This is a genomic window from Paludibacterium yongneupense DSM 18731 (genome assembly GCF_000422925.1).
Classification (GTDB): domain Bacteria; phylum Pseudomonadota; class Gammaproteobacteria; order Burkholderiales; family Chromobacteriaceae; genus Paludibacterium; species Paludibacterium yongneupense.
The window spans coordinates 1-21,714 of the sequence record NZ_AUGZ01000044.1; the positions used below are offsets into that span (position 1 = coordinate 1).

Genomic DNA, 21,714 nt, shown 5'->3' on the forward strand with positions numbered 1-21,714 from the left:
TGAAGTACTGGCCATCATGGCCACGTAAAGGCTTCACCTCACTGGACGAAGCCCGGCAATGGGTAAAGCGTTTCATCGACTGGTATTGCCACGCCCATCGTCACAGCGGCATCCAATTCGTGACCCCGGCTCAGCGGCACCAAGGGCTGGATAAAATCTTGCTGGCGAAGCGCCATCTGGTCTATCAAGCGGCTCGCACCGCACGGCCAGAACGCTGGCAAGGAGAGACACGAAATTGGGCCTGGAACGATGCGGTTCAGCTCAATCCGGATCGACCGATTACGCAGGAGAAAACCGATAATTTATTGGCTGCATAAATCGTAAAATTATCTCAACACCTTTGACAATCGCCGGCCGGGGCCGGCTGGCCGTTGGTCTCTGCGTTCAGCGTTTGATGTTCATAGTCGATCACCATGGGGTTGGATTGCTGGGCAGCCTGGGCCATCACCGCGTTGGCTTGCTCGGGGCAGCAGACCCATTCCGTGCACGCGGCTTGCGAGCCCGGTCGGCCGTCCTTGGCTTTGAAGCGGCCAGCGGGCAGCAACTGGACCGTCTTGCCAGTGCGGTCGGTGAGTTCGAGGGTCAGGGCCGCGAGGGCCGTACGATTGCTAGCCATGCCGCCATTTTGGTGGGCGGCGCTGAAGGGGGGGAGTTGATCGGTGTCAGTACGTAGAGCGCACCTGTACCCCGCGCGCAACGTGTTTAATAACCTCTAGAGGCTATATTTTAAATAAGCTATTGATATTTTATTGTTGGTGAAATATTAATCTAATCGTGTGGATCACAACTCAACATTTATCTGCAATATAAACCTCGGAGAACTATGCATGCGCGACTTCAATAATGGTGGAGATATCACCGTTGGCGGCGACTTCAATATCATCGACCACTCGCAAAATGAGTTTATTCCTCTTACCCACTGCACGAGTCAGCACCTCAAGGAACGTGAGCTTCCGTTCAGGCTTGAGAACCTTAAGCGTGAATTCTGGGCGAAGGTTAGCCGTCTCAAGTACATTTTTTTGCTGGCCGCAGCTTTGTTCGCGGGGTCTGCTATCTGGGCGCAGCTCAATGGCCAGAAGGACCTGGCGAGCATTTTTATGCAGCTCGGCTCACTGATTGTTGCCGCCATGGGAGTAAAGGGCGTCTTCGAGCCCAACGAGTTTGAACGCCGTGAACGCGCGGCAGTGCATGAGATACGGATGATTCTCCGGTCCCGCCGCGACGAATAACGTCTGTGCTCTCTTAGCTTCGCGATGGGCAGCTTAAAGGCAGTTAGGCCTTTCCTGCCCCTATGCCTCCCGACGATTGCAACATTGTGGCTAATGCTCGCGCGTTAACGGCCTCTTAACGCCCCTTCCGCCGCTTGCAAGCATACTTTCCCGCGCGCACCGGGACAAAGCCGCTACAGCGGTTTTTCGCCCTTTCTTCAGTATCCCCCGGTGATACGTCGAAGATAGTCAACCACCGCCGTTTCGATTAGCACTTCTTCCGTATCCGTCAGCATCAAGAACGGTCGTGCCGGAATCTTTGAGCCAGGATGGTTCACGCGCTTGGCGAAACGCCCATTGAACGCCAGCGCCTTGGCGTTCTTGGCCTCGATCACATGGGGCTTGGTCTCGCCGCCGAAGTTCTGGATGGCGGCATAAACCACATTGGTGCCGACCTCGGCCGTGTCCGTACTGGCGGCCTGGCTGATGCTGGCGGCCAGGCGCCCCGAGCGCTGCAGGATCTTGACCGAGCCGGCGGCGCGCTGGCCGATCTTGATGCTCCAGGCGCCGTTCTTGAACTTGCCGCGTTCCGACTTGAGTTTGTCCCTCACGCGTTGCTGCAGCGTTTCCGGTTTCAGCCCCAACCAGCGTGGCCGTCCCTCCATCGCAAAATTTTCCTCGACGGCATTGCCCATGATCGCGGCGATGGCCTGCATGGCCGGCGTGGCGTCTTTCGAGGCGGCGCCGAGGCGTTGCAAGACATCGACCACGCCATCGGTTTGAAATTCAAGGTCAATCATGCCTATACTCCAATCCATGCTGATGGCAGTCGCACAAGCTCCCGATCTGATGCGTCCAAAGGAACTGCCCAGCGGCCCTACCGTGAATCGGCGCGGTAGGGCCTTTCATTTCCGGTACTGTAAATAGCCGTCGCGCTGTTTTTCGATATAGCGTCGGCGCGCTCCCGGCCCTCGGCTTTCATTCGCCATCATCGTCGTCGAGCCGCTCCAGCCGTCCTGCCCCAATTCAAAAACACTCAGGCCATATTGCGGGCCGTCCTGGCCGTCGATTTGCCACGTCTTGATGTAGCGTCGCTTCAGTAGCCATTTGCCTGGCGTGTCGCGCCGCTCTTCCCAACGTAGCCAGATCTCATCCGGGGTTTTGACCGCCTGGGCCAACAAGCGCATATAGGGGCCGCGCCCGTCTTTGTCCGCTTTCCAGCTACCGTCGCCCGTCTTGAACAGATCGTCGGAGATCACCAGTGGGGCACCGGACGCGTCCTGGATGACCTTGGACTGGCCGAGGCTAACGCCGAACTCCTGCAGGAAGGCCTGGGCGTAGGCCGGCTTATCCAGATCGGCCGGCAGCAGTTCCGATGCCGGTACCGACGTCGGCTGTGGCAAGTTCGGCAGCTCGATGCCCTTGGGGAAGGTACGCGGCAAGGAGTCGAGCAGTGGCGGCGTGAACGGCTTCTGCCATTCGCGGCCGGGGTTACAGCCGAAACCGGGATCGGGCGTGACCAGCTTGCCGGTGATCGGACTCTTGTAGCCGATGGCGGGCTGAGTCTGGCCATCGCGTCCTACGGACTGCTCGACCTTCTCCAGGCGATCGCCACTACCAGCAGCATCCCGATCTTCGCGGCTGAGTTCGCGTGCCATGCGCGTGCGTACGCGGCAGCGGCAGTTGTGGCCATTGGGTGGGTAGAAGGTCGCCCAGAACGGATCGTCGTAGCGGTAGACAGTGCCGGACAGCGCTGCGTGCGCCGGCCGCGTCCGGTTGTCGAGCACCGCGACGTACTCCCAGTACGGATGGCTGTCGACCTGGGCCATCTGCGTCGCGTAGCGCCCCGCCATATAGGCCGACTGCAGGTTGGTCCTGAAGATCGTATCGAGCCGGCGCGGCGTCAGACGCTTGCCGTGGATCTCGCCAGTGTCCTCGTCGACCACGCGGCCGCGTCCGAACCAGCCCTTGCGCTCCAGTGTCGGGATCAGCGCGTCCTTGAACTGTTGTAGAGTCTGGCCGTTCTTTAACGCCTCGGCCAGCGTGTTGCGGATGTCCTGCAACACGTCGACCTTCATCACCCCGGCCACGGTGAAGGCGCGCGCATGGGCTTCGGCGGCTACGTCCTGCCAGTTGAAGCCGAGCACATAGCCTTTGGACTCGAAGTAGGCGACCGCCTCTTTCGGTTCGAGTCCGATCGCGTAGCCGAGATCAATGCCCGCCATTCACCCGTCCCCACAGGTCGGCGACGAACAGGGCACGTGCCAAAAGAGTCGCCACGGTCTCGTCATCCATGGACGGTTGCGCGGCCAGCAACGCCTCGATCGCCGCGTCCGGCGTCTCGCCGGCCTTGAGCGCGGTGATGACCGGCGCCAGCAAGGTGTCCATGCCGGCGGCGAGCGTGGCGTGAGGGAGGGAGTCGGCCGCCTGGTCGAGTGCGTGCTGGTCGGGGTAGACGATCTCGCCGTGGTCGTTGCTCATCACGGCGCGATAGCGCGGCAGCTGTGCACGCGCTTGCGTTTGGCCAGGCTTAACCGGTAGTGGCCGTTCCTCCGGTGGCAAAGCCATGATCGGCTGCGGAATGGTCAGCAATTCGTCGCCGTCCTCGGCCTCGGGGATAGACAGCTTCATCAATGCCCATTTCTTGGTGATCGGCAGACCAATCCCCACCAGTTTCGGCAACGCCTCGGCGTATAGCTTGAGGTCTTCCGGCTCGCGCGTTTCGAATGCGAACTGTGGGCAGCGTGTCGGGTCGATCTGCCCACGGTTGAGCACGATCATCGCGTACACGATGTCGCGCGTCAGCGTGGCCGCCAATTGGCGCGCGTCCGACGTCATCAGGTCGTGGCGCACTTCGTTGTGGACGTTGCCCAGGGCATGGGTCGACGACTTGCCGTCGGCCTGGCTGGTGAGCGTACCACCGAGGATAGCCTTGGACTGGCTGCGCTCGCACCATTCCATCATCGCCATGTGCGGCATGTGACCGCTATTGCCCTTGGCCGCCTCCTGGAATTCGATCAGCATGCTGTCCGGGATGATGCCGGCGGCGTTGTGACCGATTTCGGCCACCGCGCGCAGCAATGCGTTTTTCTCGTCGGCGGTGGCGCCGGCCGGGTACTTGCCGACCCGCAACGGCAGGCCGTAGATTTCCAGAAACTCAGCCAGATCGCGCACCGAGTAATTCTTGAACAGATACGGCCAGGCGAGGATGCGGTGCAGGCCGGCGCGACCGATATAGCCCGACTTGGCCTTATGCCGATGCACGACCCAACCGAACGGCCACAGCGGCTCGCCATCGACATTGATGCCGCGCAGCCGAATCTGGTCGCGATCGAACCACGGATTCATGAACCAGCGCTGAGGGCGGTGTTCGAAGGATTTGGGAAACCACAGTCGGCCCAACTGCTTCCAGCCGATCTCCAGCGCCGAGAAACCATGGCCGATACCGTCCAGGCAGTCGAGCAGCATGTCCTCGAAGCCGGGCAGATCCTGGAACCACTCGCGCACCTCCTCGGTCAGCGCCTTCTCGCCCGCGCTCGCATTGCGCGGTGGCTTGATGTCCCAGTCCAGCGTTAGCAGCACGCGCTTGCGCTTGCTCATCTCGGAGAAGATATGCGCGTCCTTTTCTTCCATATCGGTGAACAGGTCCGACTGGTCGATCAGGTGGCCGCGCTCGGCATCCTCGAGCAGCCGCGCCAGCTTCTGTGGCGTCAGGCCGCGCGACGGGTGCGCCTCCCAGCTATAGCGTAGCCAGCTCAGTTGCGCGGTCTGCGGCTGTTCGCCCAGGACCTCGCGCTGGAACGGCTGTCCGTTCATGTCGACGATTTGTGGCATGTTTGTCACTCCTACCAGGCGCCAGCGCCGAAGCCGCGCGCGTCATCATCATTCCGTGCCGCGTGACGCGGCACCGGGGTGTAGTCGATCACGCCGACCCCGGACTGCGCGGCTGCCCACAGCATCTGCAGGGCGTCGGGTCCGTCGTCGTGGTCGGCTTTGGGGAAGTGGCGCAGCTGCTCGATCAGCGTGTGCTGGTCGGGATAGAGGCGGATCAACCCGTTGGCCATATGCGGCTGCAGGGTCTCGATGCGCAGCAGCTTGTCGCCGTGCGGGATCACGCCGCGCGCCGGCACCGGGATGTGACGCGCTGCCGAGCGCTTCACCAGTTCGGTGCGCATGAACTCCTGGAACTGGACCGATTCAACCAGCCACAGTACGCAGCGGTATTGCGCCTGGAAGGCGATCACGTCTTCGATGATGCGATCGGGCAGGCGCTTGCGGATGCTGGCTTCGACCACGTCGAGAATGCCGGTCTCGCGGTTGAAGCCGCCGACCAGGAGCGCCGATGGGTCGCGCGAACTGCCGGCCTTGCCCAGCGACGGGTCGCAGGCGCCATAGAAGATCCAGTCGCGCAGGCGGTTGACCCAGAAGTGGATGCACTCGGCGAACGGCGCGTCGTCGCCTGACAGCGGGTCGTTCTGTTGTTCGGAGTCGAAGGCTGCCTTGCCGTCGCGCGCGCGCTTGACCATCAACTTGTAGAAGGTGGTGCCGCCAGGCCAGCAGATCTTCACGCCGGCGTCCATCCCGGGACGGTGCGCCTGGTAGAACGCACGCGCCTCGTCCTCGCCCTGGCCGAGTAGCACCTCGGTCCAGCGATCCCACAGGTCCATGCGCTCGGGCCAGCGCTCGACCGCGCGGAACTTGGCGCTTTTCCAGAGCGGGTTCTTGATTAGCCGCGCCAGCACCGAGTCGTAATGCAGGATGGTGCCGATGATGAACACGTCGAGGCTGTCGTCGGCGTAGCCGAGCGACAGCAGGCTTTTGGTGATCCAGCCCATCAACTTGTCGCGCTGTTCGGGACTGCGGACGTTCTCGTCGTTCTCCAGATCGTCGCCGATTACCAGGTCGGGCCGGTACGGGCCGTGACGGCGGCCGCGGATCTTTTTACCCGAGCCGAATACCTCGACCTTGACGTCGTTGGCGGTGACGATGGTGCCGACCTGCCAGACGCGGCCCTGGCCGGTGGCTTCGGGGAAGTCGAGCAGCAGGCGCGGATTGAACTCCAGCTCGGCCTTGATCGCTTCCAGCATCGGCAGGGCTTGGTCGAGTGCATCCATCACGATGATCGGATAGTGCTTGCGGCCGGTCACGATGCACCACAGCGTTCCGATCTGGGTGATGAGGGTGGACTTGGCGTGACCGCGCGGCGCCGCGACCGCATCATGGTCGCCGACATCGTTGTCGACCACGTCTTGGAAGCGGTCGAACAGGTAGTCGTGAACCGTTGCCGGGTCGTGTTTGACGTAGTGCGGGAAGTAGGTCTGGGCGAAGTAGCGGAAGCTGGCAAACGCTCGTAGCCGACGCGCCTGACTGGTGGCCGGATCGGGGTCGAAGCCTTCGCATTCGGCGTCGATCTGGCGGCGGTACTCGGCCGCGAGCAGAGCGACGTCCTTGAGGAAATCTTTTTTGGTAAGCTTGCTCATGACATTTTAACCGAGAGATTTAATGAAAAAGGTTCTCGACAAATTCACCGCATCGGGCATCGCACTAGTCCTGAACAAAAGGGGCTTTGTGACTCACGACGACTTTCCCATTTGTACGGATAACGACTTTTCTGCGCTCCTAAAGAGCAAAGTCATCACTCTTAGAAACAATGGCTACATCGGTGGACGGTTGAAGCCATGGAGTACCGGGTTCCGCCAGAAGTACTGGACCTATGGGGTCATGGACGAAGACTGGGAACTCACAGAGAAATGGTTAGATGCCTACACCACCGTTACGGGCGGGGAAGATGGCTGCTTGTCATTGAGCGGCTTGTCCATTGGAGATTTATCCAAACTGCTACTCGGTCTCACATTCCACTGCTCTGAAGGGCACGAAACCCGTGTTGACTCGAACCTATACAGTTTTGTGGATCGCAAGAAACTCTGTTCTCAGGCTTACTCGGTGTGCGCCAGCTGTGGCGAAGAAATTAGTAAACCCTTCGACGTCTACCGGTTGTTCTAGCCGTACGCCTTCGCCAGTTCTTCCCCAAATGGCTCGAGCACCTCGACGAACGCCTGGGCATGTTTGGGGAAGCGCTCGCGAATAAACCCGGCCATTTTTTGCACGACCTCCATTGCGGTCGCCAACTGGCTGGTCTCGGGGAGTACCCGCTTGCTGGCGGAGACGGTCTTGTTGAACGAGTCGGCAAGACTCGCCAGCATTTGCACCTTGGCCTCGGCGCGGATATCGTTCGACGCATTGAGCATGTCCATCGTCGCCTGGTACTGCGTTAAAAAACCCGCCAGCGCCGCGCGCGCCACGCTCTCTATGCCGTCGCCGGCCAGAATCGCGGCAGCACGCAGCTTGTCCCAGTCGTCGCCCATCTCCTGCGCGTCGCGCTTCCAGCGACTGGACGTAGATAGCGACACGCCGCACTGCAGCGACGCGACCTCTAGGCTGATGCGATCGAACACGTAGAGTCGGCGCACCTTGTCCCGTGTTTCAGGAGAATGTGCCATGCCTCACAGTGCCCGTTTTACCAGCTCGACCGCGATCGCTGTTCCGACTGCCACGATGCCTCCGCTGATGGCGCCGGCCGTGGCCGCCTGTTTTTCAACATGGCGCAAGCGCGCATCCATGCCGTCCAGGCGCGTGTTCTGGTTCTCCTGGCTCGCCGCGATCATGTCCAGCTTGCCTTCGATACGCCCGAGCGCACGCGCGAGTTCGTTGTCTTGATCGGCCCCCATCAGGCCCCCCCTTGTTCATGGAGCTGTTGGCATGGAATACAGCGGTGGCAACCCGGCATCGCCTTGCGGCGGCCTTCCGGGATCGGCTCGCCACAGTCCTCGCAGTGGCTATAGCTGTGCCCGTTGGGCTGGCGCCTGGCCTGGGCGGCCAGGGCCTGCTCTCGGTGTTGTTCCTCCAGCTCGGTCGCCTTGTCAAACTGGTCCATCTATTGTTCCTGCGGCTGGGTTGGCGGGTTGGCTTGTTCGACGTCGAGTACCTGGTTCAGTTGGGACTCGATGCTGCGGTTACGGGCGGTGTAGTCGATGAACCAGTCGAGGATGTCCGCTTGTGATACCCCGGAATCAAGGGCATCGGGGGCGTTGGTCGTTGCGACAGCGTCGGTGGTAGCGGCGCCACTCGGTTCGGAACGATCACCGGCAGCGGCGCCAGCGCGCTGGTTCCACAGGCGCACAAAGCCGCGAGTAAACACACACTGAGGCAGTGCCCGAGACGGGGCGTCGGGGGCGGTGCGGTAGGTCTGAGTGACAGCATCGATCTGTTCCTTGGCGTGCTGCGATTGCGAGGCCAGTTGGGCGCGGGCGTCGAGCAAGGACTGCTCGGCCTGATTGGCGCGCGACACGCTGGCGGCATACTGGTCATTGGCGGTTTTGAGGGCGGCGGAGGTAGCCTGCGCCTGAGCAAGCTTGAAGTGCGACAGCGTGTCGTCACCTTGGGTCTGGGCCACCGAGAAACCGTGGCGATATCCGTGCTCGTAGGCGAGGAAGGCCGCCCCGGCGAGGAGGCCGACCGATACCAGGGCCGCGATGATCTTGGTTTGGATAGGCATCGGTCGTTCCTTATTGTTGCGCCGGCGCAGGCGCGGCGGCACCCGCCGTGCTTGTGCCGGGCGTCGCCTCATTCACCACGGTCGCCCCGTTCTGCCGCGACAGCATTTCCTGAACGGCTTGCATGGCGGCGGCGCGCGCCACTTGCGCCACCGCTTCCTGCTGCGCCTTCGCCTGTGCCGAGGCCTGGGCGGCGGCCTGGGCCATCGCCTCCGATTGCGCCTGGCGCGCCGTCTCGATCCGGGCTTGCAAGGCCGGTTGCTTGACCAAGCTGGAGAAGCCGGCCAAGGCTGCGCAGACGGTGGCCAGGATGGCGAACGGCAGCGCCGGCATAGCCGGCTGCCACGTCGGCAGCAGCGCGCTGACCCCGCCGAGCACGGTCGACAAGATCGCCATACGCACCGACCACAGCGCGTACCAGTACCGCACGCCATCGACCCAGGCGCTTTTCACTTCGGCCTCGACAGCCTTGATACCGTTCTCGACCTTGACGATGGCGCCGTCAGCACCCGCAACCATATCGCTCAGAACTTCAGACATAACTCCCTCTCTGCCTTGCGGCGTTTGCTCAAGCCGGGGTAGACATGACCACCGGCAGTGTCGAATTTCAGCAACCGGTCACACCCGGCTCGGATCTGACCGTGGTTCATCAACGGCGGGATGCCGGAATGCTCAAGGCGCCCCACGCCCTCGTTCCAGGCGAAGTCGGTGAAGGCGATGCGTTGATTGGTAGTGAGCGAGGGCATCATGCGGTCGACAGGACCGAGGTACTGCGGGACGCGCTTGGCCATGGCCGCCATGCACTGCTGGTGGGTCATGTGCTGGCCGACGTGCACACCTTGGGTCTCGCCGTCGCAGATCGTGAGCACCCCGACCGGGTCGCGGTACGCCACATGGCTTTCCCCCTCGAAAGGGGCGGTAAACGCGATGATGGCGGTGACAATACCGGCCGTGGCACCGGCGGCGGTTTTCTTCTGTAACGGGGTGATGGCCACGTTGCGGACCTCGCTCAATAAACGCTTTCGAGTCTATTGGCCAGGCGGCTCTGTGCTCAGATGGCAGGTGTCAGTGGAAATACAAAGCCCCGCTTGGGGCGGGGCTGGGGGAACCGCTTTAGTTGCTCCTTAGTAACGGAATCACTATGGCGGTAAGTAGATTTTCAACAGCCAGCATCACGACGCCAGCAAATAGAACCCCCATGCCAATCACTTTCATGGCAGGCCATTTTTTGCGGCGCCCCGCTATCAGGGCAGGGATAAGTGAAATTACAAAAACAAGCAAACCCAACGTATTTATCAGCAAGGGCATCGTCATCTCCAGCAGGGATACGCATGATGCTATCCCAAGCCATCGGCGTTGTCGTCCATCTATTCAGAATAAAGACGTTTGTCCAGGGGCAGATGACGGCGCATCCAGCTTCTTCAAAACTCGCCAGATTTGCCGGTCCGACATTCTGTGTTTCGAGGCCAGCGAGGACACCGCGTAAAGCGCGCTGTAATCGCGAGTCAGTGCGTCAAACTCGGCTCGGACCTCACGGTAGAACAGCTCGCGCAGCGCCGCCTTGCACAGTGGTACATATAGCATGTCGCCGCCGAAGTGGTGGGTCAGGATGTCGGCCGCTTCGACGCCGACCACCTCGGCCAGCATTTCATAGCGGATCTCGCCCTGGCGGCTCTTGCGTAACGCGACGGGGAAGGACGTACCGCCGAGCACGTTGACCAGGTGCATCGTCTTGGCCAGCCCGATCAGTCGGACCAGCAGCCGCGCCGACTCGGGCAGTAGGTGTTGCACGTCATCCAACTTCATGCGAGGGGCCTCCCGTGTCGTTTGGCGTCGTAGGTCAGCGCGCCCACCAGCTTGATCAGTTGCTCTGGGGCTAGCCAGTCAGTCTTGTCGACGTAGAACATGTGCCTGGCCATCGCGTCGGCGTAGGACCAGGGGCGGTGGGCTTCCGCCAGTAGGGCTTCGATCTTGCTGACCAGCGCTTGGCGCGATCCCCCTGCGCGTGGTCTGTTCCCCTTTTTCGGCTTCCAGCCACAGTGGCGCAGATGAGCGAGTACCTTGGCGGCGCCAGCATCGGACAGCTCTTTACTAGACGTCACCCCGGCAATGGTCTGTAGCATGGCGCGATAGGTGTCGTCATCCAGAGCCAGTTCTTTCTTGGCGATGTGGATCTTCGCTAACGCCGGATTGCGGCTCATTTGTCACCCTCCATGAGTTCAGTCTGCAGTGGCTGAGCGATCCGCCGGATTCTGAGGTCGGCATCTCCGGTTGCGGTTACTCGAAGGTGGATCGCTCACCAATGCAGGCTGCTATCGTTAAAACTCGTTGCGGAGCCGGCCGTCGTGAACGACTACCGGCTCGACACCAGGCTCTAGGGACCGATGACGGTGGTGGGCGACGGTTGCGCCTCACTGATTTCGATGCTGTCGCTGACCTTGCACAAATGGTTGATGGCGGCCTTGCCGTCGACCCAGTCAGGGAGGTAGAGCGTGATGGTGCCATTGATGAACGTGTCGTTCTTCACGTAGCGCTTTCCCCATTGCTTCTCCAGCTGTTTGCGTTTGGCCGGGCTGACATTGGGGCGTACGGACTTCCGTAGGAACTTCTGCTCGCTATGCGCGGTGCTACCTCGTGCCCATTCGTATTTGAAATAGCCATCCACGAAGGTGCAGACCCGGTAGGTCATTCCTTTGTTCACTCGACGCACTTCCAGCGTAATCCGCCGCCCGTCGCAAAGCAGGTCCGCTCGTCCCCATGGGAGGGACAGCTGCTTGATCAGCTGTTCACGTTGTTCTTGAGTCAGTTTCATTTGATTGTCCCTCGGCTGCTCATCAGTACCGGGCCACCACGCCCGGCAGACCGCCTCGCGGCGGTTTCGCGGGTTCAACCGGCGGCGGCTTCCTTCAAGCGCTTAGCCGGAGTGAACTTTGCCGCGCGCTTCGCTGCGATCGGAACCACTTCGCCAGTCTTCGGATTGCGCCCGAGTTTGGCGGCGCGCTCGACGCTGCCGAATTTTCCCAGATCGGTGATGGTCAGTTGACCGCCGGCGCGCACGGTGTCCTGCACCGCCGTAATCAGCGCGTTCAATACGGACTCGGCCTGCTTGTTGCTCACGTCGGCCTGTTCGGCCAGGTGTTTGATCAGCTCTTGCTTGGTCATGCTTATGCTCCGGTGGTGGGTAATGAATGGGTTTTGTGGCTTCAGACGCCCGCGATGTCGAGCGGGATCGGTTGATACTGGTCGGTCTCGCCGATACGTTCATAGATACGGATATAGGACTTGCTGCCGACGACCTGGACCGCTTCGCCGATCGCCGCCATCGCGCGCTGCCAGCGCTCGTCGGTGATGGCGAGACGGCGCAGCGCTAATACGCGACCGGTGTTGATCTGGCCTTCCTTGTCGGTGTCGAAGGCTTGATTGACGATGGCCTGGATTTCCGGGCGCGCGCCTTCGGTCCAGTCGTGCAGGCACTCATCGATCAATTCCTTGGCCGCCTGCAGACGTTCGTCGAAAGCGATGCGCTCCTGGATGGCGCGCTGCACCCGGTATTTGCCGTCGTACGAATACAGTGTCAGGTTGCCTTTCTTGCCGCCGACCTTGGCGTCGTACTGCTCGGCCGACAGGTCGATGAAGGCGCCGATGTCACCGAAAGCTTGCGCCTTGAAGTCGGCCAATACCTTGGAAACCTCGCGCGCCTTGGTCACCAGCTCGGCGACCAGGCGGTCACGCTCGCGGTCGATCGGGCGGATCATGCTTTCCGGGACCAGGCAGCCTTTGGCATCCTGCCAATAGCCAAGCGGTGCGGTTTGCGTCGTGTTGTGCATCAGTTGCTCCTAAGTCCTACCAGTTGTTTCACTTTTGCTAGAGCCTGCCGGTTCTTCCGCAGGCGCTCCGGCGTAAAAAAATGTCCTTCGGGGGGCGGCTTTGGTGTCGCCAGAAGGGGCTCTGCCTTGGGAGGTGGCGCGGCGGGCGGGTGAACATGACAGTTCAGTTCGGCCAGGTAGTCATCCCACACGGCCCGCCGGGCCTTCTTGCGCTCCATGCCCATCGCAACCAGCTGTTCTACCTCCTTGGCCAGGGCGATCTTGATCGCCGCGTCAAGCTCGGCACTAGGCAACGACTCCACGGTCCGTCCCCAAGGTCTGATTGACGGAGGCGGCCAACGCGCCGAGATCCTGCGCGGCGCAGCCGAGGACATCCATCAGGTCGCGGCAGCGTTCTGCGTTATTGAGCAGGGTCTCGGCGTCCAACTGCTCAGACAAGATCGCGCGGATCAGCGCCGCGTTCTGCGGGGTGACCTGGCGCGTGTCGATCCCGAGTTCGTGGTGCAGTCGCACCAGTTCAGCCACCGGCGCCGGCACCGAGCGCTCGTTCTCGTAGCGCGAGCCGCCGGACTGGGTCACGCCGACCTGGTTCCAGAACAGCTGCTGATTCAGGCCCTTTTGACGGCGCAGGGCGCGATAGTCGTGGTTAACGGTTTGTTCGCTCATTTCATTTCTCCTCGTTAATGACCCATTTCCAACCACACCACCCGGCAACCGCCGAGTTGGAATTGACCCTCGCGGTAGGGACCGAAGTGGTCTTGCTGGCCGTAGCTGTAATAGACGGCGTCGCCGTTGCTGATCAGACGGTGGCAATGTGCACACGTCTGGATACGAATCGTCGGCCGTGCCGGCATGTCCAGTTCCACCTTGACGACAGTGAAACCATTCTCGCTGAGGGCATCGATTGCCTCGGCGACCTTGACGGCCGCGTCGCGGATCATGGCGTTGGGCGATCGCGGTTGAGTTTGGTGGGCTAACAGCATGGTCACGCTCCTTTCGGTCGATACGAGCAGCGCTGGCAGCTACGCCAGTGCCCAAGCTTCATCGGGTGGTGGGTGGGGGCCGGGCCGAGGGCGGCGATCTGGCAGTCGCCTTCCGATACCGGCTGTTGCAGGTGCGGGCACAGCCTGGCTTCGAGCATCGTCGTGACGGTGTGCGCGATGCGATCGATTTTCCCCGGGTACTTGCCGGCGATCACTAGGCTGACCGTGGTGCGCGAGTAGCCGATGCGCTGTGCGACCTCGGTGATGTTGCTGTGGGCGGCTTCGGTACGCAGCCAAGCCAGCCAGCGCGGCTCAGAGTTCGTCATGGTCGACCTCCTCTTGCCAGACCACCTTGCCGAGGTTCGGGTCGTAGATGGACTTGGTACGCTGAACCATGGGCGGGCGCGGGCCGGTATAGCGCGTGGGATTGAAGCGGAAGCGAGTCGGCACACCGCCTAAACCACGGCCTTGGCCTTTGGCCACCACCATCACATAACCGGCATGTGCCAGATGCTTCAGGTAATCGCGTGCGGCGATGGGGGCCACCGGTACAGCCTCGGTGGAGGCGAGCCCGGCCAGCTCCAAGTAATTGAAATCTGCGCCGATCATGCGCATGGTGCGCCACAGCTGCTCCTGCGCTCGCCCCTGTACCACGGGGGAGCCATCGCGTGTCAGGCGCGGCGCTTCAAGCCCGTTGTCGCGGGCGAGTCGATAGCGCTTCTCCTCATGGCCACCCCGGATCGGGTTCAGCGTCTCGATGAAGCCGCCTTTTTCCAGCGATTGCAGATAGGTCTTGGTCGTGCCCGTATCGGTCTCCACCGCACGTGCGACTTCCGTCAGCGTGAAGTTGGCGTGACGTTGGCGTATTGCCTCCCACATGGCCTGGCGCTTGCTCTTGCCGCCGGTCATTTCCAGATCGATCGGTTTGCGGCGTCGGTTTGCGGCGGCCATTACAGGCCTCCCCGGCGCTTGGGTGCGTCACCGGTGTACAGAGGGCGATCACCCCACGTGGTCCGGTCGACGACATCCCAGCCTTCGATCAAGGCCGCGTCATAGATGTTGACCAGGTTGACTACCACGCGCCGTACCGAGCCGTGGCTGAGGGCTACCAGATGTTTCAGTACGTCGTCGGTCAGCATGATGCCCGGGCAATAAATCGGAGCCAGTTTGCGGGCATCGTCCAGGGTGACCGCGACGGCTGGCAGCCAGGACAGCACGCGGCCATGGAAACGTTCGTGCCGCTTCAGCTTGTTCGGCAGCAGTTCCTCGCCGACCAGCAGCAGGCTCGACTGGCTGCCCTCGTAGATGTCGCGCACCAACTCGATCATGCCGTCCTTGGCGGCGGCATAGTCGAACTCGTCCAGAATCAGTGGGCGACGACTGGCAGCCAACTGCTCGCAGATCTGGTCGAGCAGATACGGGATGGTCCCGGCCGGTTTGATCCCCATCTCGAACAGGACTTTTTCCAGCAGCGTTTTGCGACTCCAGGCCGAGCGCATCTGCACGTAGTAGGCGCGGCTGCGGTTGGCCACGGCCACGGTGGCGGTGGTTTTGCCCCAACCGGACGGGCCGTAGTAGACCGCAAGCCCCGGCAGACCATCCTGCCGGTTGACTAGCTTCTCCATTACGACCGCCACCAGATCAAGGTTGGCGATCGGCGCGATGCGATTGACGACTGATTCACTCATTAAAAAATCCCCTTGTCGTGATGTTTCAAATCACGCCGATGCCTGGACCACATCGGCCGTTTTTTTGCTCAAAACCTTGTATTCGTGGCTCTTGGCGTAGCTGACCAGCCACTTGCTCTCACGCTCGGACAGCGATGTCCCGATCCGTGCCTGCGCCTGCAGCTGGCGATGCAACTCGATCCGTTGCTGTGGCTCTTGCGGAACAGCAAAGTCGTCGGGGGCTTGCATTCGAACCGCAACGGGGCGCGTGATCTCTTGGTCGGCAATTTCCGGGGTGGTCGGCATACGTTCGAAGGCGCCCGCGATGTCTTTCCCCGAAATGCCCGGCAGCACGTCGCCTTCGGCCATCGTCAGTGCCGGTCGCAGGGTAGCGGTGGCGAGGTCGATCTTGTCCTGCGCGCGTTTGACCTGGCCCTTGACGCGGTTCTCCAACAACTTGTCGCGCAAGGACTTGGCGAAGGCGGCTGTCTTGTTGCCGTCGAACTCGGCCAGGCACACAAAACGGCCTTCGCGGGTGCGGACCACTACGCTGGCCGGGTCATGGATATCGACCCCGACCTGCACTTCCTGACCATCGACCGCCATTAGCTCGACGCTGAAATAGACGTTGTTCCACAGTTGCACCTCGCCGCGTCGTGCGGTGCGCAGGAAGGTGGGGCGGAACAGGTCTTGCAGTTCCAGCGCCGACAGCGCGGAGTCACCCGGCCGGCGATTGGCCTCGTAATACTCGGCGGGCGTCATATGCTCGCCGTTGCGCTTAGGCAGGCTGGAATGCGGGCGCTGGTTGTACTCGGCAATGGCGGCGTCGAGGTCGGTGACAAATTCCGCGAAGCTCGGCACATGCGGGATCGCGACAGGTTCGCCTTCCGGAGCGTTCTTGGCCACGGTCAGCGCACGGCTGATATCGCGGTTGACCAGGCGCAGCGTGTCGCGGTCTGCGCTGCCGCCGCGATAGGTGGCGTAGCGGCGCGCCAGTGGCAGGGTGATGGTCTGCCAGGCGCGCTCGATCAGGCCGCGGCCCTGCGGATTGCCCGGTATGCCGGTTTCGTGATGGATGCCGACGCGCGGCAAGATCCCGGTCAGCGGCGCGTCCAGCACCTTGCCGGTTTCACCGGCGCCGTTGTCGCTGTAGTAGATCAGCGGCGGCGCGTGGCGCGTCATGGCGTGGCGCAGCATGTCGGACACGGCAATGACGTTTTCCGACAGCGAGATGCTCCAGCCCACCGCCAGTCGGCTTGCTCCATCCAACCCCAGCGTGACTTCCAGCTGTTGCGGCTTGCCGGTCTCGGGGTTGATCACCGTGCATTTCATGCCGTGGCCATCGCCGACCCAGACGTCGCCGGGCTCCAACTGGCTCCAGTCGCGGCGGACGAACGGCAGCTTGGCCGCCAGCGCGGCGCCGGTGTGGCGGCCTTGATAGAGCATCGGCGCCGGCAGCTTTTTCAGCGCGCGGCGGACCGCGTGCTCACTCGGTGCGTCCTCATTGACCGGCAGGGTTTGCAGAAACTCGCGGTACGCCTCGGCCAGCGGCGGCTTGCCCGGCTTGCGATAGGCTGCCAGAAATTCGCCCATCCACCACGGCATGTTCAGATCGGCCTGGCGCTGCTGCGGAGCCAGGCGACGCAGGCGCTCGCTCGGGCTGGTAGTCGATTCGAACATCGCGCACCAGCGGAACAGGGTGCGGCTGCTGACCGTGCGCTCGTCGTTACCTTTGGCGTTGGCACGGTCGACCAGCTGCTGCAGCAGTTCCGGCAGGCTTCGGGTCTTGGCCGCGTCTGCGACATGGAGCGTGGCTTTCTTCTTCCCGAGCACCATCGCCACTTTGTTGACCTCGGCGACCAGGGCGCAACGCGCCTCGGCCACGATGCGCTGTGCGTCGGTCAACTGGTCGACGGTGTGCAGGGTCAGGTCGAGTTGCTCCTCGCGTTGCACCAGCCGCTTCTCACGAGCGGACACTTTGGTCACGCCGGCAGAAACCAGCAGAGACTGCGCCTGGCGTCGCTTGAGTTCGGCCTTTGCCACCTCCGGTAGGGTGTTGACGTCGAATTCGCAGCCTTTGCCCTTGGCTTTGCGCCGGGAGCTCCACCCCTCGCGCTCTGCCGCGATCCGAATTCCGCGCTCTGAGGCGGGAATCGCTGGTAACGCCATGGAGGCCAGTTCAACTGCGCTGTAATGGCTCTTGATTTCGATCCGCGTTTCCATCGACTCAGTCTCCGAACAGTTCAAGCTCGGGCGAGCCGGATTTGAGGACGTTCTCGCGTTGGTAGGCCAGCTGTTCCAGCGCGCGGGATAGGGCCGAGACGGTAATCTCTTCAGCCTCACCTTGCTGATAGAAACGGACCAGTAGTGTCATCGCTTCCGCAAAACTGGCCTGTACTTCGGCCAGGTCAATGACGGAGGCCTTCTTCCCGAGCGGAATCTCGATGACCACCTTGTTGCCGTGCGCGAGACACAGGTATTCGCTGATAAATGAAACCCCGCTGAAGGCCTCGAACTGGCGGATACGATTCAGCGGCATGGACGTTTCCGATAGCCAGCGATACAGCGTCTTGCTCTCGACCCCCATCAGATCGGCCATGACCTTGATCGGGCGCCGCACTGTAGCGGCATGTTCCACGCAAAGTTCGAATGCCTCGGACAGACTTGTGGGGCGAATCGACTTCCAATTGCGTTTTCTCGCCAACATATTGCTTTCCTTGAGAAACGCCGGTGTCGCTACCGCGAGCACCTAGGCATATGATTCAACCCATGACAACGGCACAAACTGTGTCGATCTTGGCAATAGGGGGGAGCGAAGATGGAAAAACCGGCTTAAAATGGCGTTTCTCGTAGCGGCTCGGCCAAATGGTTTCGGGCGTTTCCTCGATCGCAGCGGCGATGATTCGCTCTGCTTTCGGCCATGGACGATCCAAGGCGTTGTTCAGTGCCCCCGCACTCAACCCAGCCTCAATGGAAAGTTGGCGAAGCGACCAGCCCCGTTTATGCAGCGCTGCGACGATGTCCGCCCGGTGCCAATCCACGGCGGAATTTTTTTGGGCGTCAGATGTGTTCATTCCTTAATCCTTTGCACTGATTAGGCATGCACATACTAACGCACATTTTCTAGGTAAACAAGAAGATTTGCGTATCAAGGTAGGATATTTGCCGGTTCCGATTCGTTTCCGATTCGAATTAATGCAACGTTACTCGCAGATGTTAGGTATTTCCTTGGTGAATAAGCATTTCTGCAAGAATGGGAACTGCGCATGAGCGACAACACTCCTGTTCCGATTCAGCAACTTGAAATCGGAACTAGAATTTCTGAGGTCTCTGATCTTCTAGGGGGACGGAAGGTAGCTGCCAAGGCCGCCGGCGTGTCAGAAGACATGCTCTATAGGTACATACGGGGTGAGAGCCGGCCTTCTTTGGAGGCTATCGCTCGACTAGCTGTGGCGGCTGGCGTGTATCTTGACTGGATCGCGACGGGGGTAGGGCCAAAACTCAAAGCGGAACTAGTTGGGCTTGTCGATGTTAACGTTCCTCAACCGCTGGTGCAGCCGACCTGCAGCTGCCAGGACACCTTGGGTAATCCTGTTGATTTGGATGAGTTCGTATTCATTCCGCGTTACAACCTCAAGGCCGCAGCAGGTCACGGTGCAGCCACAGAGGGGGAAGCTCCAGTGTTTTCAATGGCATTCCGTAAGTATTGGATCAGCAACTACTTGCACGCTGCTCCACATGATCTGTCGGTGCTCTCTGTGAAAGGGGATTCGATGGAGGGGGTGCTTAACAACCGTGATGTGATCTTGATCAACCATGCCGACAACAACGCCGATAGTGGTCTGTTCGTGTTGCGTGTAGACGGCAACCTGGTGGTCAAGCGTGTTCAGCGTGTTCCGGGTGGGAAGCTGGGTATCTTCAGTGCAAATGATGCCTATCCGCCATTCGAGGTCGATATGAACAAGCAAACTGCCGATTTTGCGGTCATCGGACGTGTCGTCTGGTTCGGCCGTCAAATTTAGCCAGAAAGTAAGTCTCGTGTGATTGGCTAATGCCAAGAACTCTGCATTCTGGTGTCAAAACCGCGCAAGAACCAATTCGTTTTCTTGCGATTACTGCCAAAAGTTTTGCAAGCCTGTTTTTCGTTCGCGCCGCCGTGAAAGCCCCGTCAGATAAGGGTTTCAGGGTGGCGCAATGTCCCTTTCTTTGGGTGACAAACTAACCATCCCCCCACATGCCGCGGCGTTCAGCCCTTCGTCGGCAGCAAAAAACCGCAGCGGCGATACTCGTGTTCTTCGCCGTGACCACAGCCAGGCCGCCGAACCGGGTTTCCATCCCGTCCCTGAAGGCCCCCGCGCGTTCACGCATGGTCATTCCGATGGCAGGCGAACAGTCATGCCGACCTGCTCTGTTCTTTACGTACGCTTGCAATGCAAATGCGGATTGGCGCGCACGGGGTGGCGCCCCGTCCTCCGCATTGCTTGACGCGAGCTGCATTCTCATGGAAACATATCTATATATGGGAAATATTCCCACGCAACGGGGCAACAATACCGCTCCGCCCGTGCCGCACAGGGCGATAGAAGGCGCTCCAATGAACACGCTTCCGGAGAAAAGCATGCAGCCGTACGATCAAACCTATGAGGAATACCGCGGTTTTGCGCTTGAGGGCACGATAACGGACAGAAGCCTGGACTGGTTTATCCTCGTTCGCATCGAACCCACCCGCCCCGGCTCGCCCGGATTGATTCCGGCCCTGCTCAATACCTTTCCGCGCTCGGATTCTGTCGGGGATGCCTGGCGCTTCATGGCATCCCTGGCTCGCTGCGCTGTCGACGAATATCTGGATGGCCATAAACGCGGATAGCCTGGTCGACGTCCGACCGGCAACGGCAGCTGCCGTCCGATGGCCCTGCTCTTGGATGACGTCCCCGGCGCATCCCGCCTGTCTCGCCCCTCCTCCGCCAAGGTCGATTGCGACACTAGCAGGCTTTCATGCCCGTGCCCGGTTGTCGCTGCGTCCTCATCCCTTGCCGTGCGGGCGCGTGCGCAAGGGGAGCGCGGCAACTTCCTGCAAGGATAGCTCGACCCGGTTGTGACCCAGGCGCCGGGCGCGTGCAAGGGCGCTTCTGGCATTCTCCAGCAAATGGCTGGGTGAGCGCTCGGGCGTCGGAATGGCAGAGCTGATGCCTATGCTCGCCGTCAGGCGCTTGGACTGCCCTGCACCGACATCAATGGCAGAGATCGCGCGCTTGATCTCCAATGCCCGATAATAGGTGTCGACGATATCGGTCTGCGCCATGACAATGACGAAAACCGCATCGTCCAGGCGGGCCACCCTATCCCCTGCGCGGCCGGCAAAGCGGCCGAGCGCCTGCTCTATCCGCTGCAGATACGCCTCGGCGCCGTCACGACCGAAACGCTCGACGGCAGCGTCGAAAGCATCCAGCGCCACGGCCATCATGGACAGGCGCAGTCCATTGCGCCGGCAGCGCGCCCACTCCCCTTCCAGGTGGGCATTCAGCGCGCTCGATTGCGGACCGGACGTCGGCATTGATCCCGGCTCCGTTGCCCCGCCTCGGGCGCTGCCCATATCGCGGTGGGTCAGTACAAAATAAGCGGATGGGACAGCGTTCAGTGGCGCGCAATGCAATTGAAATTCGTGTTGTTCGTGCGCATGGCCAGAATACGCCAGTTCGAAACGCGAAACGTCTCCGCGAATGACGGCGCTGATTCCTTGCAAGGCCCGTGCGGCGGTGGCGTCGCCCGCGCGGCAGTCGTCCAGAAAGTTGCTGCCGGGATGAGGTTCGGGCAATCCACCGTCGTTGGCGATGGAGTGCCCCCATTCCTGGTTGACAAGAACGATGGTTCCTTCGCGATCGATGACCGCGACCCCCTCGCCGAGGGAGTCCAGTACCGAACCGTAATGAGCAAAATCCGCCACCCGATGCCTCCCGTGTTGAGCCCGGTTATCCGCCCTTCATTATCATGACATTCGCAAAGAACAAAAAGAAAATGTAATGACTTGTAAAGAATCATGCGCGCGGCCGTTGTGTTTTGCAGACAGGGCTGTGCGTCTACATACATCGAATAAAATATTCCAATATCATTATCAGTGTAAAACAGGCCGCACCGCGAGCACATGGCACAGCAGGCCACGCCTCGGACATGACATCCCGCGCCCGAGTTTATTTATCGACGATCGCAAGCTCATGTTTTGAAAGGAACTAGCGATCGCGTCGCGGCGGAAATACAGGCTGGGCGCGGCACGGGCTGTGACTGAACGGTTTTGACATGATAAAATCCCATTTGCACCAAATGGTTTTTATAAAGTCGATTTTATATAAAGAGCGGCCATTGCGACCACATAGCCCGTACACAAAAGAAATCGTCGGAGTCCTGGTGATCAAGCTGGTTCTGATCATCGTCATCAAGCAGGTCTGGTTTACAGACCGGCCACCGGTAAACGGGGATAC

At 60.9% G+C, this 21,714-nt stretch carries 32 protein-coding genes, 1 other RNA gene and 1 pseudogene; 6 read left to right on the forward strand and 28 right to left on the reverse strand.

Going from position 1 to position 21,714, the window contains the following annotated elements; translation table 11 throughout:
- Positions 1-317: pseudogene (locus tag G520_RS24515) on the forward strand (integrase core domain-containing protein); the annotation flags it as partial.
- A 14-nt stretch (positions 318-331) separates the two neighbouring features.
- On the opposite strand, the gene G520_RS0113700 reads toward G520_RS24515, so the two are convergent.
- Complete coding sequence (locus G520_RS0113700; RefSeq protein WP_028536159.1) at positions 332-616, reverse strand: phage protease; 285 nt, start codon at positions 614-616, stop codon at positions 332-334.
- A 211-nt stretch (positions 617-827) separates the two neighbouring features.
- Here G520_RS0113700 and G520_RS0113705 point away from each other — a divergent pair, with 211 nt between their 5' ends.
- The gene (locus tag G520_RS0113705) at positions 828-1,229 is read left to right on the forward strand and encodes a hypothetical protein (RefSeq protein ID WP_028536160.1); all 402 of its coding nucleotides are present in this window, start codon (positions 828-830) and stop codon (positions 1,227-1,229) included.
- 197 nt (positions 1,230-1,426) lie between these two features.
- Here the strand turns inward: G520_RS0113705 and G520_RS0113710 are convergent, their stop codons facing one another.
- From G520_RS0113710 to terL, 4 genes are all read right to left on the reverse strand, one after another.
- Positions 1,427-2,008: a phage virion morphogenesis protein gene (locus G520_RS0113710; protein ID WP_028536161.1), complete on the reverse strand. Its 582-nt coding sequence runs from the start codon at positions 2,006-2,008 to the stop codon at positions 1,427-1,429.
- Between the two features lie 105 nt (positions 2,009-2,113).
- Complete coding sequence (locus G520_RS0113715; RefSeq protein WP_028536162.1) at positions 2,114-3,433, reverse strand: PBECR2 nuclease fold domain-containing protein; 1,320 nt, start codon at positions 3,431-3,433, stop codon at positions 2,114-2,116.
- Positions 3,420-5,042 carry a DUF935 domain-containing protein gene (locus G520_RS0113720; protein ID WP_028536163.1) on the reverse strand — a complete coding sequence of 541 codons (1,623 nt, stop codon included), beginning with the start codon at positions 5,040-5,042 and terminating at the stop codon, positions 3,420-3,422. The genes G520_RS0113715 and G520_RS0113720 overlap by 14 nt, the downstream gene beginning before the upstream one ends.
- An 11-nt stretch (positions 5,043-5,053) precedes the next feature.
- Positions 5,054-6,688, reverse strand: a complete 1,635-nt coding sequence (gene terL / locus G520_RS0113725; protein WP_028536164.1) for a phage terminase large subunit — start codon at positions 6,686-6,688, stop codon at positions 5,054-5,056.
- Between the two features lie 22 nt (positions 6,689-6,710).
- Here terL and G520_RS0113730 point away from each other — a divergent pair, with 22 nt between their 5' ends.
- A complete protein-coding gene (locus tag G520_RS0113730) occupies positions 6,711-7,211 on the forward strand; it encodes a hypothetical protein (protein ID WP_028536165.1) in 501 nt (166 codons plus the stop codon).
- On the opposite strand, the gene G520_RS0113735 is transcribed toward G520_RS0113730, so the two are convergent.
- The 22 genes from G520_RS0113735 to G520_RS0113835 all read right to left on the reverse strand — a co-directional run bounded on the left by G520_RS0113735 (position 7,208) and on the right by G520_RS0113835 (position 18,312).
- Positions 7,208-7,708: a DUF1804 family protein gene (locus tag G520_RS0113735; RefSeq protein ID WP_028536166.1), complete on the reverse strand. Its 501-nt coding sequence runs from the start codon at positions 7,706-7,708 to the stop codon at positions 7,208-7,210. The genes G520_RS0113730 and G520_RS0113735 overlap by 4 nt on opposite strands.
- A gap of 3 nt (positions 7,709-7,711) precedes the next feature.
- Entirely contained in the window at positions 7,712-7,936 is a 225-nt protein-coding gene (locus tag G520_RS0113740) for a hypothetical protein (protein WP_028536167.1), read from the reverse strand.
- A complete protein-coding gene (locus G520_RS0113745) occupies positions 7,936-8,142 on the reverse strand; it encodes a TraR/DksA family transcriptional regulator (protein WP_028536168.1) in 207 nt (68 codons plus the stop codon). Before G520_RS0113745 ends, G520_RS0113740 begins: the two co-directional genes overlap by 1 nt.
- Positions 8,143-8,763 carry a hypothetical protein gene (locus G520_RS24985; RefSeq protein WP_051229405.1) on the reverse strand — a complete coding sequence of 207 codons (621 nt, stop codon included), beginning with the start codon at positions 8,761-8,763 and terminating at the stop codon, positions 8,143-8,145.
- Positions 8,764-8,773: 10 nt separating this feature from the next.
- A complete protein-coding gene (locus tag G520_RS0113755; protein ID WP_028536169.1) occupies positions 8,774-9,301 on the reverse strand; it encodes a DUF7940 domain-containing protein in 528 nt (175 codons plus the stop codon).
- On the reverse strand, positions 9,286-9,774 hold the full coding sequence (locus tag G520_RS0113760) for a lysozyme (RefSeq protein ID WP_051229406.1): 489 nt from the start codon (positions 9,772-9,774) through the stop codon (positions 9,286-9,288). Before G520_RS0113760 ends, G520_RS0113755 begins: the two co-directional genes overlap by 16 nt.
- Before the next feature lie 100 nt (positions 9,775-9,874).
- Positions 9,875-10,069 (reverse strand): hypothetical protein, encoded by a 195-nt coding sequence (locus G520_RS0113765; RefSeq protein WP_028536171.1) that lies wholly within the window; start codon positions 10,067-10,069, stop codon positions 9,875-9,877.
- A 63-nt stretch (positions 10,070-10,132) separates the two neighbouring features.
- On the reverse strand, positions 10,133-10,567 hold the full coding sequence (locus G520_RS0113770; RefSeq protein WP_028536172.1) for a Mor transcription activator family protein: 435 nt from the start codon (positions 10,565-10,567) through the stop codon (positions 10,133-10,135).
- Complete coding sequence (locus G520_RS0113775; protein ID WP_028536173.1) at positions 10,564-10,962, reverse strand: gp16 family protein; 399 nt, start codon at positions 10,960-10,962, stop codon at positions 10,564-10,566. Before G520_RS0113775 ends, G520_RS0113770 begins: the two co-directional genes overlap by 4 nt.
- Before the next feature lie 173 nt (positions 10,963-11,135).
- Complete coding sequence (locus tag G520_RS0113780) at positions 11,136-11,573, reverse strand: hypothetical protein (protein WP_156876952.1); 438 nt, start codon at positions 11,571-11,573, stop codon at positions 11,136-11,138.
- Between the two features lie 9 nt (positions 11,574-11,582).
- Positions 11,583-11,645, reverse strand: an RNA gene (locus tag G520_RS24525) — hammerhead ribozyme type II.
- A gap of 2 nt (positions 11,646-11,647) precedes the next feature.
- Complete coding sequence (locus G520_RS0113785) at positions 11,648-11,923, reverse strand: HU family DNA-binding protein (RefSeq protein WP_028536175.1); 276 nt, start codon at positions 11,921-11,923, stop codon at positions 11,648-11,650.
- 41 nt (positions 11,924-11,964) lie between these two features.
- Entirely contained in the window at positions 11,965-12,588 is a 624-nt protein-coding gene (locus tag G520_RS0113790; RefSeq protein WP_028536176.1) for a DUF3164 family protein, read from the reverse strand.
- Entirely contained in the window at positions 12,588-12,890 is a 303-nt protein-coding gene (locus tag G520_RS0113795) for a hypothetical protein (RefSeq protein ID WP_084637636.1), read from the reverse strand. Before G520_RS0113795 ends, G520_RS0113790 begins: the two co-directional genes overlap by 1 nt.
- Entirely contained in the window at positions 12,874-13,254 is a 381-nt protein-coding gene (locus tag G520_RS25385) for a helix-turn-helix domain-containing protein (RefSeq protein WP_211222832.1), read from the reverse strand. The genes G520_RS0113795 and G520_RS25385 overlap by 17 nt, the downstream gene beginning before the upstream one ends.
- Positions 13,255-13,268: 14 nt before the next feature.
- Entirely contained in the window at positions 13,269-13,571 is a 303-nt protein-coding gene (locus G520_RS0113805) for a hypothetical protein (RefSeq protein WP_036666347.1), read from the reverse strand.
- 2 nt (positions 13,572-13,573) lie between these two features.
- Positions 13,574-13,897 (reverse strand): transcriptional regulator, encoded by a 324-nt coding sequence (locus tag G520_RS0113810; protein WP_028536179.1) that lies wholly within the window; start codon positions 13,895-13,897, stop codon positions 13,574-13,576.
- Positions 13,884-14,522, reverse strand: a complete 639-nt coding sequence (locus G520_RS0113815; protein ID WP_028536180.1) for an ATP-binding protein — start codon at positions 14,520-14,522, stop codon at positions 13,884-13,886. The genes G520_RS0113810 and G520_RS0113815 overlap by 14 nt, the downstream gene beginning before the upstream one ends.
- A complete protein-coding gene (locus G520_RS0113820) occupies positions 14,522-15,259 on the reverse strand; it encodes an AAA family ATPase (RefSeq protein WP_028536181.1) in 738 nt (245 codons plus the stop codon). The genes G520_RS0113815 and G520_RS0113820 overlap by 1 nt, the downstream gene beginning before the upstream one ends.
- 30 nt (positions 15,260-15,289) lie before the next feature.
- Positions 15,290-17,461, reverse strand: a complete 2,172-nt coding sequence (locus tag G520_RS22850; protein WP_051229407.1) for a Mu transposase C-terminal domain-containing protein — start codon at positions 17,459-17,461, stop codon at positions 15,290-15,292.
- Between the two features lie 4 nt (positions 17,462-17,465).
- Positions 17,466-17,945, reverse strand: a complete 480-nt coding sequence (locus G520_RS0113830; RefSeq protein WP_028536182.1) for a hypothetical protein — start codon at positions 17,943-17,945, stop codon at positions 17,466-17,468.
- A gap of 55 nt (positions 17,946-18,000) precedes the next feature.
- Positions 18,001-18,312, reverse strand: a complete 312-nt coding sequence (locus G520_RS0113835) for a helix-turn-helix domain-containing protein (protein ID WP_028536183.1) — start codon at positions 18,310-18,312, stop codon at positions 18,001-18,003.
- Between the two features lie 192 nt (positions 18,313-18,504).
- Between G520_RS0113835 and G520_RS0113840 the strand changes: the two genes are divergently transcribed.
- The gene (locus G520_RS0113840) at positions 18,505-19,260 is read left to right on the forward strand and encodes an XRE family transcriptional regulator (RefSeq protein ID WP_036666348.1); all 756 of its coding nucleotides are present in this window, start codon (positions 18,505-18,507) and stop codon (positions 19,258-19,260) included.
- Positions 19,261-19,832: 572 nt separating this feature from the next.
- Positions 19,833-20,105, forward strand: a complete 273-nt coding sequence (locus tag G520_RS0113845) for a hypothetical protein (RefSeq protein ID WP_028536185.1) — start codon at positions 19,833-19,835, stop codon at positions 20,103-20,105.
- A gap of 156 nt (positions 20,106-20,261) precedes the next feature.
- Here G520_RS0113845 and G520_RS0113850 read toward each other — a convergent pair whose 3' ends face one another.
- Positions 20,262-21,182, reverse strand: a complete 921-nt coding sequence (locus tag G520_RS0113850; protein ID WP_028536186.1) for a sensor domain-containing diguanylate cyclase — start codon at positions 21,180-21,182, stop codon at positions 20,262-20,264.
- A gap of 374 nt (positions 21,183-21,556) precedes the next feature.
- Here G520_RS0113850 and cydP point away from each other — a divergent pair.
- A partial coding sequence (gene cydP / locus G520_RS25840) for a cytochrome oxidase putative small subunit CydP (protein ID WP_428829238.1) occupies positions 21,557-21,714 on the forward strand: 158 nt, incomplete at its 3' end.

What these genes read in the sequence shown, in the direction of transcription:
- G520_RS24985 (WP_051229405.1), bottom strand. Translation starts at nt 8,763, where the DNA reads ATGCCTATCCAAACCAAGATCATCGCGGCCCTGGTATCGGTCGGCCTC.
- G520_RS25385 (WP_211222832.1), bottom strand. Translation starts at nt 13,254, where the DNA reads ATGAGCGAACAAACCGTTAACCACGACTATCGCGCCCTGCGCCGTCAA.
- G520_RS0113700 (WP_028536159.1), bottom strand. Translation starts at nt 616, where the DNA reads ATGGCTAGCAATCGTACGGCCCTCGCGGCCCTGACCCTCGAACTCACC.
- G520_RS0113780 (WP_156876952.1), bottom strand. Translation starts at nt 11,573, where the DNA reads ATGAAACTGACTCAAGAACAACGTGAACAGCTGATCAAGCAGCTGTCC.
- G520_RS0113820 (WP_028536181.1), bottom strand. Translation starts at nt 15,259, where the DNA reads ATGAGTGAATCAGTCGTCAATCGCATCGCGCCGATCGCCAACCTTGAT.
- G520_RS0113705 (WP_028536160.1), top strand. Translation starts at nt 828, where the DNA reads ATGCGCGACTTCAATAATGGTGGAGATATCACCGTTGGCGGCGACTTC.
- G520_RS0113790 (WP_028536176.1), bottom strand. Translation starts at nt 12,588, where the DNA reads ATGCACAACACGACGCAAACCGCACCGCTTGGCTATTGGCAGGATGCC.
- G520_RS0113770 (WP_028536172.1), bottom strand. Translation starts at nt 10,567, where the DNA reads ATGAAGTTGGATGACGTGCAACACCTACTGCCCGAGTCGGCGCGGCTG.
- G520_RS0113805 (WP_036666347.1), bottom strand. Translation starts at nt 13,571, where the DNA reads ATGCTGTTAGCCCACCAAACTCAACCGCGATCGCCCAACGCCATGATC.
- G520_RS0113765 (WP_028536171.1), bottom strand. Translation starts at nt 10,069, where the DNA reads ATGCCCTTGCTGATAAATACGTTGGGTTTGCTTGTTTTTGTAATTTCA.
- G520_RS0113730 (WP_028536165.1), top strand. Translation starts at nt 6,711, where the DNA reads ATGAAAAAGGTTCTCGACAAATTCACCGCATCGGGCATCGCACTAGTC.
- G520_RS0113810 (WP_028536179.1), bottom strand. Translation starts at nt 13,897, where the DNA reads ATGACGAACTCTGAGCCGCGCTGGCTGGCTTGGCTGCGTACCGAAGCC.
- G520_RS0113840 (WP_036666348.1), top strand. Translation starts at nt 18,505, where the DNA reads ATGAGCGACAACACTCCTGTTCCGATTCAGCAACTTGAAATCGGAACT.
- G520_RS0113735 (WP_028536166.1), bottom strand. Translation starts at nt 7,708, where the DNA reads ATGGCACATTCTCCTGAAACACGGGACAAGGTGCGCCGACTCTACGTG.
- G520_RS0113830 (WP_028536182.1), bottom strand. Translation starts at nt 17,945, where the DNA reads ATGTTGGCGAGAAAACGCAATTGGAAGTCGATTCGCCCCACAAGTCTG.
- G520_RS22850 (WP_051229407.1), bottom strand. Translation starts at nt 17,461, where the DNA reads ATGGAAACGCGGATCGAAATCAAGAGCCATTACAGCGCAGTTGAACTG.
- G520_RS0113740 (WP_028536167.1), bottom strand. Translation starts at nt 7,936, where the DNA reads ATGGGGGCCGATCAAGACAACGAACTCGCGCGTGCGCTCGGGCGTATC.
- G520_RS0113755 (WP_028536169.1), bottom strand. Translation starts at nt 9,301, where the DNA reads ATGTCTGAAGTTCTGAGCGATATGGTTGCGGGTGCTGACGGCGCCATC.
- G520_RS0113845 (WP_028536185.1), top strand. Translation starts at nt 19,833, where the DNA reads ATGAACACGCTTCCGGAGAAAAGCATGCAGCCGTACGATCAAACCTAT.
- G520_RS0113815 (WP_028536180.1), bottom strand. Translation starts at nt 14,522, where the DNA reads ATGGCCGCCGCAAACCGACGCCGCAAACCGATCGATCTGGAAATGACC.
- G520_RS0113785 (WP_028536175.1), bottom strand. Translation starts at nt 11,923, where the DNA reads ATGACCAAGCAAGAGCTGATCAAACACCTGGCCGAACAGGCCGACGTG.
- G520_RS0113835 (WP_028536183.1), bottom strand. Translation starts at nt 18,312, where the DNA reads ATGAACACATCTGACGCCCAAAAAAATTCCGCCGTGGATTGGCACCGG.
- G520_RS0113745 (WP_028536168.1), bottom strand. Translation starts at nt 8,142, where the DNA reads ATGGACCAGTTTGACAAGGCGACCGAGCTGGAGGAACAACACCGAGAG.
- G520_RS0113720 (WP_028536163.1), bottom strand. Translation starts at nt 5,042, where the DNA reads ATGCCACAAATCGTCGACATGAACGGACAGCCGTTCCAGCGCGAGGTC.
- terL (WP_028536164.1), bottom strand. Translation starts at nt 6,688, where the DNA reads ATGAGCAAGCTTACCAAAAAAGATTTCCTCAAGGACGTCGCTCTGCTC.
- G520_RS0113715 (WP_028536162.1), bottom strand. Translation starts at nt 3,433, where the DNA reads ATGGCGGGCATTGATCTCGGCTACGCGATCGGACTCGAACCGAAAGAG.
- G520_RS0113710 (WP_028536161.1), bottom strand. Translation starts at nt 2,008, where the DNA reads ATGATTGACCTTGAATTTCAAACCGATGGCGTGGTCGATGTCTTGCAA.
- G520_RS0113775 (WP_028536173.1), bottom strand. Translation starts at nt 10,962, where the DNA reads ATGAGCCGCAATCCGGCGTTAGCGAAGATCCACATCGCCAAGAAAGAA.